The 14295-nt window shown below is 40.8% G+C and carries 17 protein-coding genes and 1 tRNA gene; 13 read left to right on the plus strand and 5 right to left on the minus strand.

Going from position 1 to position 14295, the window contains the following annotated elements:
* The first annotated feature begins 718 nt into the window (after positions 1 to 718).
* From ACKLNX_RS11355 to ACKLNX_RS11365, 3 genes are all read left to right on the plus strand, one after another.
* On the plus strand, positions 719 to 1333 hold the full coding sequence (locus ACKLNX_RS11355) for a hypothetical protein (RefSeq protein ID WP_412972447.1): 615 nt from the start codon (positions 719 to 721) through the stop codon (positions 1331 to 1333).
* A 222-nt stretch (positions 1334 to 1555) separates the two neighbouring features.
* Complete coding sequence (locus ACKLNX_RS11360) at positions 1556 to 2080, plus strand: hypothetical protein (RefSeq protein WP_412972448.1); 525 nt, start codon at positions 1556 to 1558, stop codon at positions 2078 to 2080.
* Between the two features lie 124 nt (positions 2081 to 2204).
* Entirely contained in the window at positions 2205 to 2672 is a 468-nt protein-coding gene (locus tag ACKLNX_RS11365; protein ID WP_412972449.1) for a hypothetical protein, read from the plus strand.
* 668 nt (positions 2673 to 3340) lie between these two features.
* Here the strand turns inward: ACKLNX_RS11365 and ACKLNX_RS11370 are convergent.
* Both ACKLNX_RS11370 and ACKLNX_RS11375 read right to left on the minus strand, forming a co-directional pair.
* Positions 3341 to 3649, minus strand: a complete 309-nt coding sequence (locus tag ACKLNX_RS11370; RefSeq protein WP_411695010.1) for a CcdB family protein — start codon at positions 3647 to 3649, stop codon at positions 3341 to 3343.
* Positions 3650 to 3665: 16 nt separating this feature from the next.
* Positions 3666 to 3890, minus strand: coding sequence for a type II toxin-antitoxin system CcdA family antitoxin (locus tag ACKLNX_RS11375; RefSeq protein ID WP_411695009.1), 225 nt, complete (start codon positions 3888 to 3890; stop codon positions 3666 to 3668).
* Positions 3891 to 4078: 188 nt separating this feature from the next.
* Between ACKLNX_RS11375 and ACKLNX_RS11380 the strand changes: the two genes are divergently transcribed.
* From ACKLNX_RS11380 to ACKLNX_RS11390, 3 genes are all read left to right on the plus strand, one after another.
* Positions 4079 to 5194, plus strand: a complete 1116-nt coding sequence (locus ACKLNX_RS11380; protein ID WP_412972450.1) for an RHS repeat domain-containing protein — start codon at positions 4079 to 4081, stop codon at positions 5192 to 5194.
* Between the two features lie 285 nt (positions 5195 to 5479).
* Entirely contained in the window at positions 5480 to 5668 is a 189-nt protein-coding gene (locus ACKLNX_RS11385) for a hypothetical protein (RefSeq protein ID WP_412972451.1), read from the plus strand.
* Between the two features lie 294 nt (positions 5669 to 5962).
* Positions 5963 to 6241: a hypothetical protein gene (locus ACKLNX_RS11390; protein WP_412972452.1), complete on the plus strand. Its 279-nt coding sequence runs from the start codon at positions 5963 to 5965 to the stop codon at positions 6239 to 6241.
* Positions 6242 to 6611: 370 nt separating this feature from the next.
* Here the strand turns inward: ACKLNX_RS11390 and ACKLNX_RS11395 are convergent.
* Positions 6612 to 6688 (minus strand) — tRNA-Ile (locus ACKLNX_RS11395).
* 287 nt (positions 6689 to 6975) lie between these two features.
* Between ACKLNX_RS11395 and ACKLNX_RS11400 the strand changes: the two genes are divergently transcribed.
* The 7 genes from ACKLNX_RS11400 to ACKLNX_RS11430 all read left to right on the plus strand — a co-directional run bounded on the left by ACKLNX_RS11400 (position 6976) and on the right by ACKLNX_RS11430 (position 12456).
* Positions 6976 to 7305 (plus strand): hypothetical protein, encoded by a 330-nt coding sequence (locus ACKLNX_RS11400; RefSeq protein ID WP_411695005.1) that lies wholly within the window; start codon positions 6976 to 6978, stop codon positions 7303 to 7305.
* A gap of 21 nt (positions 7306 to 7326) precedes the next feature.
* Entirely contained in the window at positions 7327 to 7743 is a 417-nt protein-coding gene (locus ACKLNX_RS11405; RefSeq protein WP_411695004.1) for a CidA/LrgA family protein, read from the plus strand.
* A gap of 9 nt (positions 7744 to 7752) precedes the next feature.
* Complete coding sequence (locus ACKLNX_RS11410; RefSeq protein WP_411695003.1) at positions 7753 to 8484, plus strand: LrgB family protein; 732 nt, start codon at positions 7753 to 7755, stop codon at positions 8482 to 8484.
* 148 nt (positions 8485 to 8632) lie between these two features.
* Complete coding sequence (locus ACKLNX_RS11415; RefSeq protein ID WP_411695002.1) at positions 8633 to 9622, plus strand: response regulator; 990 nt, start codon at positions 8633 to 8635, stop codon at positions 9620 to 9622.
* Between the two features lie 3 nt (positions 9623 to 9625).
* Positions 9626 to 10111 (plus strand): hypothetical protein, encoded by a 486-nt coding sequence (locus ACKLNX_RS11420; protein ID WP_411695001.1) that lies wholly within the window; start codon positions 9626 to 9628, stop codon positions 10109 to 10111.
* A 117-nt stretch (positions 10112 to 10228) separates the two neighbouring features.
* Positions 10229 to 11929 (plus strand): DUF1566 domain-containing protein, encoded by a 1701-nt coding sequence (locus ACKLNX_RS11425; RefSeq protein WP_412972453.1) that lies wholly within the window; start codon positions 10229 to 10231, stop codon positions 11927 to 11929.
* Positions 11926 to 12456 carry a DUF1566 domain-containing protein gene (locus tag ACKLNX_RS11430; RefSeq protein ID WP_412972454.1) on the plus strand — a complete coding sequence of 177 codons (531 nt, stop codon included), beginning with the start codon at positions 11926 to 11928 and terminating at the stop codon, positions 12454 to 12456. The genes ACKLNX_RS11425 and ACKLNX_RS11430 overlap by 4 nt, the downstream gene beginning before the upstream one ends.
* Here ACKLNX_RS11430 and hemW read toward each other — a convergent pair whose 3' ends face one another.
* Together hemW and ACKLNX_RS11440 are read right to left on the minus strand one after the other, a co-directional pair.
* Positions 12457 to 13692 (minus strand): radical SAM family heme chaperone HemW, encoded by a 1236-nt coding sequence (gene hemW / locus ACKLNX_RS11435; RefSeq protein WP_412972455.1) that lies wholly within the window; start codon positions 13690 to 13692, stop codon positions 12457 to 12459. It lies immediately after the preceding gene.
* The gene (locus tag ACKLNX_RS11440; RefSeq protein ID WP_412972456.1) at positions 13689 to 14294 is read right to left on the minus strand and encodes an XTP/dITP diphosphatase; all 606 of its coding nucleotides are present in this window, start codon (positions 14292 to 14294) and stop codon (positions 13689 to 13691) included. The genes hemW and ACKLNX_RS11440 overlap by 4 nt, the downstream gene beginning before the upstream one ends.
* Position 14295 lies beyond the last annotated feature (1 nt).

Raw genomic sequence — 14295 nt, forward strand, 5'->3', positions numbered from 1 at the left:
CAATATTGGGGGCGATTTCGGTTACCGAATTTGAAATGCTAGATACATAAATCATCACCTTTGAATAATTGCGATAGAAGATAAAAAGTTACCAAATTGGAAATAATCAATAGTGAGAAGTTATATGATGAATATACGGAATCTTTTTATTTCATCCTGCTTTTTATTGAGTAGCGCCTGCAGTCACGCGATAAATGTTAGTATTAATAAAATTGAAATTCACAATCAAGAAGTTTTTGCTGTTGTTAGTTTTAAAAATGACACACGTAATCCTATAAGTTTGAATAGAAAAAACATATGTAGAGAATCCCCGTTTCTCCACCGAAGCTTATTTGATGTTTTAGATAACGGTTCGGAAGTTCCGTATCTGGGGGCATTAGTTAATTCGCCGGACGAATTCGTTATATTGGAAAGTAAGTCGGAAATAGAGTGTGTTTTTAATTTGAGCATGAATTACAAACTAGATATCTCTCGTTTGCAAGATTACAAAGTTCGTTTTAGGTCAACTAAAGGCCCGCAGGCAACATCTGAGTCTATATTAAAGTCTAGCTGGGTTAGCCCTGAATAATTTTAAGAAATTGTATCGATTGATACCATTTCCGAATAAATTTCATTAGGTGATAACTTTGAGCTTGCTCTAGCAGACTAATTTGTAGCCACGGGATGTGTAACGGAGGTAATGCAAGACCCGAGGGGCTCTTGAGCAAAGGAGTAAGAATTGATGGATAAATTAATAATCCCAATGCTCATGCTATTTTTGATGTCGGTTTCACCATGGTCAATGGCTGATGGTGATGTAAATCAAGTAAACCTTATGGGGAGTTGCGATAGCATTGAGCTAGGACTGAAACTAGAGTCAAACTTAACTATATTTGACTCTATGGAGGGGGTAGTGATGTTTATTAACGATAAACTGCCTCATTGGGCGCGAGTGGCTATTCGTGAGTCATCAAAAATTACTGCTGACCGGTTCTTCAAAGGAGAAACTGATCATGATTCTTTTCTGTTTGCTCGTGATTTTTTTATAAAAAACCTTCAGGCAAGATTAATAAAAAGGGCGAATGAAAGCGGGAGTGGTGAAAATGACTGTGAAATGGAAGTTGCGTCTATAATCGAAGCAATGTCCAAAAATAAAGTTTTTAATTTGTTTAATGAAAATTTTCATAAAATGCTAATAGAAAACCCCCTACCTTTAAGGGTTGCTAGCACCAATAATTACATCGAGATACTAATGCTAGTTTCTTTACCTACAATAAAAGTGGGGAATGGAGTCTGTAAGACTTATGAGCAAAAAGGTGCTAATGATGTAGTTAAAGTTACTATTTGTAATTAATGAATACCAGTTAAAACATCATCACAGCAACACCCCAAGCCGGAAAGTTCCACAAAACACCGACTAAACGTCGACATTGGATGTCGCCAGAGATATTAGCTTTGTCTCATATATTGTAGTTCATGACGAGAAGAGTATTCGACGATTTGACACTAGTAGCATGAAAACTAAGTTTAGGGGGCGTGGGGTTAGCAGAAAAGAATACATAAAAGGAGAGATGTTATGCAAAGATTGTTTTTAGCTATTACGCTATTAGCTACTGTAACTTCCGGATTTTGCGCTTCTGACAAAGAAGTGATCAAAAAGATATTGATGGGGAACTCGCCCGAGATTTTTGCTCAAAGTATTTTTGTCGGGTTAGATTCTGATATGCCATTGAATGAAGAGTACTACATTGCCATTCAACCAACCTATGAAAATGAAGAAATTTTGGTTCCACAGAGCATTGAGGATGCTTTGCGACAAATGAAAAAAATGCTTCCACATTGGTATCAAGTTGGGTTAAAAAAAAGTAGAGGGGAGCAAGAGTGCTCTGTTTTCGTTAATCAGACTCGGGTAACTCAAAATATCCAACAATGGATATGGATTAATTGGGTAAACAAGCTATCGGGTAACCCATTAAAACAGCAATTCATTGAATTCGGTTTTGTAACTAATGAAGATATAACTACGGCGTTGAGTTACACTTTTTGCCAATATATAAAAACAGATTCTATGAATATTGAAAAAGTGTTAAACAAAGAATGACACTTGGAGGCGGGTTCGAAAAAAAGCTTTTAATGGTCTTCGAGAAAATTACGTCTGTTGTAATCTTTAGTTTGATTCTCATCGGAGCGATAACCAAGACCATCGAAAATAGGGGAGGGGCTGGGTGAATCAAAAAATGACCAACAAAATTATTTCAATTTTATTACTACTTTTTGCTTTTAATCTCAAGGCTTCGGTAGAGCAGCCTTATCTAATAAATTCTATAGAATTTGTTGGCGAGGGCGGCTTTTATGTCAATATTAAGCGGTCACCATTGAGCCTACAGATTTCAGAATTCAATGTTCAAATTGACAATAAGAAGATAACGGTAGCGGATGATTGGTTTGCTGATTTGTATCAACCCATCCTGCAATCTTTGAGCGCCGATAAAGGGTGTGCTCCTCTTAAAATGAATGTGGAAGGAAAGCTAAGTAGTCCAGTGTGCAGCACAATGATTTCGTTTAGCTTCTATACAATGGACGAACCTGAAGAACTACCCTCTTGGTATGAACCGCCCGAAGTCACCTTTTATTTTTCTAGCGGAGTTTTGCAAAAGCGTCTGATTGAAAGAAAGAAAGGAAGGGCCCAATAAATGGTCGTCCGAGTGGATGGTCAAGAGGTAGGGTTCAGGTATGTAGAGTTAGAAGTTATAGGTCAGTTCTCCTGATAATTGTCACCAAAACTCCCCGCTAGCGAACTACAGACCCACCCTCAGCCAAACTTTCACCGCCAGAATAAGCCAGCAATGAGCAGTCCTACAAAAGCCCACAGTGCCTGCGCGTGTGAATATCTACAAAAAAGTGTAGCTCAGATGATTTGAATAGACCCAAATCCATAAATCGGCGGGTTTGAGTTAAGATAACTCGATGATATTTATGAAGAAATGGTGGCCCAACCCTGACTTGAACAGGGGACCTGCCGATTATGAGGCCAAGGGAATCGATAGGGGATTGGCTATAAGTTGAAGAAAGATAAGCAAAAAAGACTTGGCAAAATGCGCTCTAAAAGCGGACCGAAACTATTCCGAACTTCTCTGGTTCTGACAAGACTAAGTCAAAGAAAATTAACTATATTTTTCAACCGAACACTGAACCTTTATTGAGCTGGCGATAGCAGTTTAGCAAGGGGTAGGTGTGGAAGCATAAATCTGACAACCTGAAAAGCTGCAAGAATTGGCTGTGAGTACATGACGCCTTAGGGTAGCTAGGCGACAGCCATTGTCACAATCAATATGCCCGCTATGCTCTCAATTTGTAGCCATTATATGCCGGTAAATAATATATCGTATGCCGATAATATATCCTCTCTGCTATCTGACACATTTTCAACAAATTCATTCAGTCTGCTGCTTTCGAGTGTCGCTAATACGTTCATGCATATAAAATAGTCTTGTGAACCGAGCTGTATTGGAACACTTACTTTATCAAACGCGACTGAATCATCGCAGGATACAAACGCAACTACCTGAGATGATAAATCGTCAAATAATTTGTTCTGCAAAAGGCAAACATATGGATATAGCTTTTTGCCTTTCGCTATCGGATTTGCATATATGTCGAACTGATTCACTTAATCCCCTGCAAAACTAGATACATAAATCATCATCATTAAACGGCAGCCCTTCAGAAGCAATGTGTTGATTGTATGTTGAGATTTTTTCTTTATTCTTTTCTCTCCACTTTTCTGCCAATTCAGATTTTAGCGCGCACTCAAGTCTGTTACTGAGATTAATACCTAATCGCTTAGCATCGTTGGTAAGAGTTTTATCTAAATATACGTTAACCCGAACTTTATCTTTTACAGAACCCATAATGCACCATGTGTATAGTTTTATACGTATAATATAGTGCGCATAAAAAATTAAATCAACTGAATTACTAATTTCCAGGTTTTTTACATATGGAATTTTAATAATGACAGAATATAAATACAGAGGCTACGCACTCACTTGGGCTAAAAGAATATAAGCGCTATGTAGGCAAAAACGTTATCCATACCGTGCGTTCAAACAATGCTCACTCAGTTGATTACCTGCATAAAGACCATTTAGGTTCAATCAACTTTATTTCAGATGACGAAGGAAGGTTGAAACATAAATTAAGTTTCGACGCCTTTGGTAAACGGCGTGACGGGGCAACGTGGAGCCCAATACAAAACGTATTTGCTTCTCCTTCAGTGAAATTAATATCAAAAGTCACTGAACGCGGTTTCACTGGACACGAGCATGTTGATCATGCCAACATTATCCATATGAATGGGCGGATTTATGATCCGGAAACGGCAAGGTTTGCGCAAGCAGATCCGATTGTGCAGGCACCTGAAAATGGACAGAGCCTGAACAGATACTCTTATGTTTTCAATAATCCCTTAAGCTACACAGATCCGACTGGTTATACGGCGGCTACAGAGCAGGGTGGTGGGGTAAACTTTTTTAAGCAGCGCGGAAAAGTAATACGGGAGTGGCAGGAGAGCCAACGGCCAAGCAGTGATGGTAATGAAAGCTCTGGCGCAGCCCAAGAAGAGGGTGAAGCAGCTGAGAAAGCTAAGACACCTAGTGTCAGTCAAAATAATTCTTACGATACACCTCCTATGCCAATAATACTTCCGGGCGGTCACTCAATTGATTTAATGGTTGTTATTGGGATAGGTTCTGAAGCCTCCAAAGTGGCCTCCAAAGATAGTTACAAAATCGAAAGTGACGAAGAGTTCGAAATCCGTATGCAGGAAGTGCTCAGAGTTGGACATGCAGGGAAAAATCATCATCTCACTTACGAGGAAGCTATGTGGCTTTATCAAAATGGTAACGGCACTGCTATTTCAGTTGACGGTAACGTACTTGATATACTTGAAGTGGGAGGAAGCAAAATAGCTACCCCATTCCCATATATCGATGACTTAAAAGTACATGGTCATGTTAGCACATATGTCACTGAAAGCGGTGAAGTAAGAATCAAAGATGGTCCGTATGATTTTCACCCAAGAATCATGAAAAATCCTACAAACAGCCCGATAACAGCGATGAGAAATTTACTCAACCTTCGAGCAATAAAAGAGCATGGAGAGGGGACGCCATTTATGATTAACTATAAGTATGAGGATAGGGACTTTGAATAATATGCTTTTAAAAAAGTCATTTCGATACCTATTGTTTTCTACAGCATTTTTAGCTTTGATATCTTGCGGTAACAAAGGAGCTTGCGAAGACTATGAGTAAATATCGGGAAGAGAAGATGATGTTTTTATTAAAAAGGTAATTCGACAGTAGTTTTTCCGACAATTATTGATTTAGAAACACATGGAGAAAATATTATTGGTCTTCGTTTGGAGGCTAACAACGTAGTTTGCCAAGAAGGTGAAAGTGCATCTATTATGATTAAAAATAATAAAGGATATTTTATTTTGAACTCAAGCTCAGAACAAGTATTTGACTTCAATGACAAAGCTTCTTTTGAAAAAAAACTAGAAGAGTTGAATTTACTAAATAAGTCTGATTTGAATCACTCTCTATTTGCTGAAGTTTGGAAAAGACATTCAAGATACTACGATAGCAACAAAGTGTATTACGACTCATGTAAAATAGAGAAATAGTAATATAAAATTAGACACGAACAGATGCATTAAAAAATGAACGTTAGTTTCAGACCTCCGCGCGATAAGTCACCGAACGCGGGTTCACTGAACACGAGGATGTTGATCATGTCAACATTAATCACATGAACGGTCGGATTTACTACCCGGAGACAGCAACATACATGCAGACGGTCACCGCACAAAGAGCAACCGTTGTTCCGGAGGGGGCGTGCACAAGGGAAGTTCGGGTGCTCGACAATCATTTCTGGCTGATTGGGATTCATTTCATTTTGGACAAGGTGTGAAGTACTAATGGAAAATGAACTATTGTTGCGCATGATTGACGGGATTATTTTAAGGTTGGGTTCAGGGGGGCTACCTGAAGACTTAAGTGACGGGTGGACCCCTGAAATACAAGAAAGAGTGAGCAATTACTTTAAAGATATTCGCAAAATCATTGAGCAAAAGAGGGAGGTAGAGCACGTTGGTATAGTTCGCAGCTTGGATTTTGATGGTGTTTGCAGGGGTGATTTAATTTGTGAAATCGCCCAAGTAATGAAGGTTGTGCGCAATTACAATAGCGAGCTTTAGTGTTAGGTGTCGTTGGTGAGTTTCAACCTCACCTCCAAAATGCTCCCATTTTCGGCTATAAACGGGAAAGTTACCGGAGCCAACATGAGTAAAGTTGTAACGTGCAAGCATTACCACAGCACCACCCCAAGCACCGAAAATCGGAACGTTTCGCCAAACACCGAGCAAAACTCCTCACTAGCACCACAGTCCCACGCTGTGTCAAACTCTCACCGTCATAATAAGCCAGCAATGAGCAGTCCTACAAAAGCCCACTGTGCCTGCGCGTGTGAATATCTACAAAAAAGTGTAGTTCAGATGATTTGAAAAGACCCAAATCCATAAATCGGCGGGTCTGATGTGAGATAACTTGATGATATGTATAAAGAAATGGTGGCCCAACCCTGACTTGAACAGGGGACCTGCCGATTATGAGTCGGATGCTCTAACCAACTGAGCTATTGGGCCATATTGTGATACTAGTTATTATTCTAGAACTAGTTCTTGCTACAACGTCCTTATTCGGTAGACTCTAAACTGTATTGAATTTCGAGACTGCCTACCTAAAAACGGCGTGAAGTATAAATTTTTTTTTGGGTGTTGTCATCAAACAGGTAAGATTATTTAATAAAAAGCCGATATTAATCATAAATGCTTGTTATATGTACTATCTTGCGTATCTTGACGTGCAAAAATATACATGTTTTGGTATATTTCTGCTCAAGATGCCAAATTTAATCTGCAAGGAGCTATAAATGGCGGATGTTCCGTACTTAATCAGTGGGCGCAACACGATTATTCATAAATTGAGAAAGTTTGATTTGCTAGTCATTAACGGACGACGTGATCCTGTATTACTCATAACGCCAAATGATATTGAAATATATGATGGACCCATTCCTGAGAATAAACTCGAAGCAAAAAGAATGGACATGGTGAAGATTGACATCGCATCATCTGAAAACTTTAGTGACTATCGTCCGATGCTCTTTATTCAAACCTTGAATAATAAAGAATATAAAATTGATTATAGTAAAGCGGGAACTGACCTTTTTGTGACTGTCCATCAAGACAGTACTTTTTAGACTCAATTACATTGTTTTATTGTGAATAGTAAACTAGTTTGCGGATTTCTTGGGTTCGCAAGCTTAGCGTTAATATATCTAGTCTCTTTATTCTTATTTTATTACTTAGCAATTCCCTTACCTCCTGCATTGATTGGCATATTTTTGCTTTTGCTTGTCCTAATAATGCGTCGAAGTGTACCAGTTTCTATTAATATATCAGCTCGTCCAATGCTCGCCTATATGGGCTTGTTTTTATTGCCCGCTCTTATCTCTGTTTTATTGTATGTAGATTTATTTACCAAGCATTACCTAGCGTTAATTGTTGCAGTTGGTTTTAGCACAGTTGTGAGCTTAGGAATAACCCTGTGGTTTAGCCAAAAGATTTTGTCCCGTGTAAAAGCGAACATTTCTGTAGTAAATGAAGTGCAGACACCACATTCTGAAAAGGATGAATAGGGCGTATTTATGACTTCAGTATTTCAGCAAATAACTGCACTTTTCTCGCCTCTTTGGACGCAAAACACAATATTTATGATTGGGTGTTTACTCACTACGCTCATCATATATTTACTGTGTAGAGCGCTGCATTTAAAGTTTAATCAATCTACTTTGTTACATCCATTGACGACGAGTACTTTTGTCATTGGAATGGTGTTGTACTTTTTCCACGTAGATGTTGCTGAATACAAACAAGGTATAACATTGTTCGAATTGCTACTCGGGCCAGCAACGGTCGCGTTGGCAGTACCGCTATATAATCAGCTTCGCGTGCTGCGACAACTCGGACTTAGAGTACTTTTACCTATTATTATTGGCGGAACGGTTGCCCCTATTTTAGCTTGGTTGTCTGTTTATCTGCTCGATACGCCTTTGCAACTACAAATGACGATGTTGGTTAAATCAATAACAACGCCGCTGGCAATGGGTACCGCTGAGCTAATTGGTGGCTCAGCAGAACTAGCGGCAATCATTGTTATCATCACAGGAATTGTAGGGGCGACATTTGCACCTTGGTTGATTCTTCTTACCAAAGCCGACTCAGAATACGCTCAGGGCTTAGCGCTTGGGTCGGTCGCCCATGTAATCGGTACATCTCGAGCGTTAAACATCAGTGAAACATGTGGGGCTTTCGCAACTCTTGGTTTGTGCTTGAATGGCGTCATTACGGCGCTGCTTCTTCCTCTATTATTTGCTTAATGCACATCCCGTATTCTTAAGGCATTATGGTCAGTCTGAATTCCTCTAAAGAAATAAAGCGTTGAGCCGTTACAACTACATAGCGCTAAACTACGTCTAGGTCGGCTCTAAATAACCCTTTTAACTTTCATTTTTGCTAGGTTAATACATGATATCAGTCCTCATATGTGATGATTCACTTGTTGCACGAAAGCAAGTTGCGAAATGCTTACCCCAAGATTGGGATGTTGCCGTGCATTTCGCAAAGCACGGTGAAGAGGCTTTAACTGCTCTGAAAGAAGGTAAAGGGCAGGTTCTGTTACTCGATCTGAATATGCCGGTCTTGGATGGTTATGAAACCTTAAAAGAAATTCAAAAACAGCAATTATTGACGAAAACAATTGTTGTCTCCGGCGATATTCAACCAGAGGCTAAACAGCGAGTGCTCACACTCGGAGCAATCGACTTTATTCAAAAGCCAGTCAACCAAGAAGTGCTTATCGAAACACTTCGAAAGCACAATGTATTGGCTTTAGAGGAAGAAAATTCAGAATCCGCTGGCTTAGATGAGGCATTGCGTGATTGCTATCAAGAAGTCGCTAATGTGGCAATGGGGCAGGCTGGCAACAACCTTGCGCAAATAATGGGTGTATTTGTACAACTCCCAATTCCAAATGTAAATTTAATCGAGGTGTCTGAATTACATATGATGCTTTCCGATATTGAGCTGCATGAGCAGACCTCTGGTGTTTGCCAAGGCTTCTTAGGCGATGGTATCAGCGGCGAAGCACTCTGTATTCTTAGTGATTCAAGTTTTGGTGATGTAGCAAAAATATTAAACATTGAAGAAGCTGTTGATGACGAAATGCAGTTAGAAATGCTGATGGACGTTGCCAGTATTCTCATCGGTACGTGCTTATCAGGTTTTGCAAAACAACTTGATATGGAGTTTAGACAAGGTCATCCGATTGTTTTAGGTCAGCACCAAAGCGTTGAAGAACTTATTAAATCAAACAAAAGTAGCTGGCGGAAAACACTCGCGATTGAGTTAAGCTATGGGCTTGAGGGATACAACGTGCAGTGTGATTTAATATTATTATTTACAGAAGAGTCACTTGAAACTTTAAATTCAAAATTAGCCCATTTGCTTGAGGACTAGACAATGAGTAACAATGCGCTGGACGAGATACTAGAGTTCCATTGGATGATGGATATGCTACAAACTGTAGATGTTGGCATAGTTGTACTCAACCGTAATTTTGAGATAAAAGTGTGGAATGGCTTTATGGAAGCCCACAGCGGTATGCTGCCTAATGATGTGAGAGATAAAACTTTGTTTTCACTCTATCCAGATATTTCAGAGTCCTGGTTTAGGCGTAAAACTAAGGCAGTGTTTGAGCTGCGTACTCGCGCGTTTGTCACATGGGAACAACGTCCGTATCTTTTTAAGTTTCGTAATTTCCGACCTATTACAGGCACTGAACCTTTCATGTATCAAAATATCTCTCTTTCGGCACTTGCTTCGGCAACCGGCGCCATTGACCACATTTGTATGATGGTTTATGACATGACTGACGCAGCCGCGGCTAAAAAACAGTTGCTTTCCTTGCAGGTTAAACAGCATGAAACCGAACATAGCAGTAAGTAACTTTATTTATCGCACTGGTTTGTTGATCTTGGTCTGATCCTTGCTGTTCTCCTATCATAAATTATTGAGTAAGCGTTATTTGACGCTTGCCAAACAAACGACTTTTGGTAGTAAGTAATGAATCGAGTTTTAAAATATTTGCTTGTTCTAATAGCGACTTTTGTACTGGTTGCTTGTGGCGGTGGCGATGCCCCAAGGCCAAAGACACCTCAGGTGTTGGTAAACGCAGGGCAAAACCTCGAAGTGAATGAACAAGTTACAATCGTTGTTGATGGTGTTGCCACGAGCACTGCAGGTGGGATTACGTATGCTTGGATCTCAAGTCCTGCATTAAGCTTTACGCAAGACGACTTCTCAGCCGCCGCATCGTCAGTAACAACCCCACAACTTAGTCAAAGCACTGAATATACCCTCACATTGATTGCTACAGATAGCAATGGGACTCAAGGTTCCGACAGTATTACTTTGCGCGTCAACCCTGTAAATATTAATCCCGTCGCCGCTATAGTAGCGCCAGACCTAGAATTATATGAGGCAGATCAGTATCCAATTTTAAGTGATATTACACTAGACGGCTCCAGCAGTTCTGATGCCGATCCTCAAAACTCTGAGGCTCCAATTTCTGCCTATCTTTGGCAACAAATTGCCGGAACAGACGTACTTTCGGGGCAGATTCTAACTGCTTCTAGTTTGATATTTCGAACGCCTGTATTGCAGCAGGCGGAAGATATCGTTATTCGCTTAACTGTGACCGATCAAGAAGGCGCGACTGCAAGCGTGGATAAAACCCTACGTCTATTGAGTGAAGCTGAAACTATACCTGAATTAACAATAGGTCCGGCGCAAACGGTGTTCTCTGGGGAGTTGTTTTCACTCAGTGGCGAAGCCTCCAGTGCTGCACGTGGGGCTGAACCGTTTTCAGTCGTATGGTCTTCCGACTCATTACTAGCGCCCATTATCGATGATGTAAACTCCATGAAGACCTATAGCATCGCTCCTTTGGTAGCTGAGCAAACGGAAATTGTTTATCAAATTTTGATTACCGATAGTTACGGGAATCAACGAAATAAAACGCAAACGATGATTGTTCAAGCGCAAACCCAAACGACTTTAAACGACACGGGTGTGAGTCTGAATGCGAGTAACACGGATAACTTCTCTGGGTATCAAGGCGAATTTGCAGGTCAAGATGCACAATATGGCTATGACAGGATGGCGACTAGTGGCTTATCTGACAAAGCTGGAAGGGGTGACCAAGGTTTTGACTTTACTCGTTTAAATCAAAATGGTGACGAGATTGACCAAGACACTACTGATTGGCGCTGCGTGCGAGATAATATTACGGGACTAATTTGGGAGAATAAGACTGATAGCCCGGGCACTCTGCATGATGTTGAGCAGCTTTTTACTTGGTATGCCGAGGGCGATAATGGCGGCTTTGCTGGAGACTTGAATGCCGGTAGTACCTCATGTGATCTTGCTTCTGGAAATTGTAATACTCAAGCATTCGTTGATGCAGTCAACGCGCAAGGTTTATGTGGCTTCTTTGATTGGCGGCTCCCGAGTCATGACGAACTATTATCTTTAGTGCATTTTGGCAAGCTGCAAGGGCCATTAATTGAAAGTGAGTACTTTCCGAATATTGGTATCAGTACAGCAGATCCGTATTTATGGTATTGGACCTATATGCCGAATGTTGATGGTGTCAGTGATACTGGAGCTCAAAACGCATGGGCAATTGATTTCAATTCCGGCGTCGATAACTTTATAAATAAGTCGACTGAAGCACGAGTAAAGTTAGTGAGGGCAGGAAGATGAAAAGTGGATTATTAGCTTTATTATTGCTTGGATATGCCGCTTCTGTAAGTGCCGAACAGTTTTGCTTGGCGACGGCACCGGTTAGTGCGCCAGAGGAAAATTTCATTCGATATGATAGTGGTCAAGCCCTGCACAAAAGCACCAACCTAATGTGGATGCGATGCGCTATTGGGCAAACGTGGACTGGTGAAACCTGCACGGGCGAAGCAGAACCCTACACCTGGAAACAAGCCCTGAATTTAAGTGTTGGTTATGAGTTTAATGGCTCTACCAACTGGCGTTTACCTAATATCAAAGAACTGAGCTCAATTACCGAGCGATCATGCACTCGACCGAGTGTTGATGTTGATTTATTTCCTGAAACTCCCCCTGACGACTTTTGGACCTCAACGCCATCAATGAGTGATCCTGAGCGTGCTTGGGTCGTTGCATTCTTTAATAGCAGTAACTCCATAAAAGAGAAAAATAGAACGGTATTTGTACGGCTTGTGCGCACTGCTTTGCCTGCAGAGCGCGATGGAGAATAGTTATAGGAAAAGATCCAACAGACTATTTAAATAACGCTTTCCGGTATCGGTAAGTTGCCATTCGTATTCGTTGCTCGTTATCAGTTGCATCTTTTCAGCTTTATCTAAGCTCAGTAACTCTGCATTTGTTAGTGGCCTACCGGTCGTTTTTTCAAATTCTGCTTTTGGGCATATTTCCATAACCCTAAAACGATTCATAAAAAATTCGAAGGCTAGGTCATCGCTTTCAACTTCGCTTACTTTGTCCATGTATTTTCTGGTTAAATCCATATACCCTTTTGGATGTTTTACTTTCACCGTACGTAATATTTTGAGCCCGTTCGCTGACCCATCTGATGAAAGCTCACTAGCGTTGCTCATGGCTTTTTGCGAATTGTTTTGTAGAACAGATAATTTGCCATGTGCGCCACAGCCGATGCCAAGATAATCACCAAAACGCCAATAATTTAAATTATGCTGACATTGCTGTCCTGGCTTTGCATAGGCAGAAATCTCATACTGTTCATAACCTGCTTCAGTAAGTAATTGATGACCTTGTTCTTGGATATCCCAAAGAATATCGTCATCAGGTAGCGTTGGCGGTTTCGAGTAAAACGAAGTGTTTGGCTCAATGGTGAGTTGATACCAAGATAAATGTGGTGGTGCTAACGCTATCGCTTTTTCCAGATCGAGCATGGCGTCTTCAACACTTTGATTAGGCAAGCCATGCATCAAGTCTAAGTTAAAACTTCGTAAGGGTAATTGCTTCGCTAATTGGATCGCCGCACTAGCTTGTGCTGAATCGTGAATTCGTCCCAACGCTTGCAAGTGCTGTTCGTCAAAGCTCTGAACGCCTACTGAGATTCGATTAATTCCCGCTTTTTCAAAACCAATAAACTTCTCGGCTTCAACTGTTCCTGGATTAGCCTCCATTGTAATTTCAACATTAGGGGACAAAGGAATTCTTGCCGCGATACCGTCTATTAGCTTTTTCATGCCTGCAACTGACAACAAGCTTGGCGTGCCGCCGCCAATGAAAATAGTGGAGACTTCACGCAGTTTGCCATCAATTGTTACTAAGGGGAGGTCTTCAGTTAAGTCATCTAACAAATGACTGATATATTCCGACTCAGGCAAACCACCTTTTAAATTGTGTGAGTTGAAGTCGCAATATGGGCATTTCTGTACACACCAAGGAATGTGCACGTATAAACTTAATGGTGGTAGGCTGGCAGTGATATTGGCTGAACGACTCAAAGGACTATTAGGTCCTTCATACGCTCCATCAATTCTGCTAAAGCTTTACCACGGTGACTGATACTATTTTTGACGTCTTTACTCAATTCCGCAGCGCTACAATTTTGCTCTGGTACCCAAAATACAGGGTCGTAGCCAAAGCCACCGTCGCCATGGCGAGTTTTGCTAATTTCACCATGCCATTCGCCTTGGCAAATAATTGGTGTTGGATCAAGCTCATGCTGCATAAAGACAAGGACACACAGAAATCTCGCTTTGCGATTGTTATCTTCTTCAGTTAAAGCAGCTAAAAGTTTATCAATATTGTCACTGTCGCTGGCATCTGCGCCAGCGTAGCGAGCTGAATAAATACCAGGCTGACCACCAAGAGCATCTACCGCTAAGCCACTGTCGTCTGCTATTGCAGGTAGCCCTGTTACTTTAGCGGCATGTCGAGCTTTAATGATCGCATTTTCAACAAAAGTCGTGCCGGTTTCAGGTACTTCATCTACATTGAATTCCGATTGCGGAGAGACTTTGATTGAGAAGCCTTCAAACAACGTTGAAAACTCAGCGACTTTGCCTTTATTTCCGGTAGCGAGAACAATATGCTTCAAGCTCATG

It is taken from the genome of Glaciecola sp. MF2-115 (assembly GCF_047250385.1).
Taxonomy (GTDB): domain Bacteria; phylum Pseudomonadota; class Gammaproteobacteria; order Enterobacterales; family Alteromonadaceae; genus Glaciecola.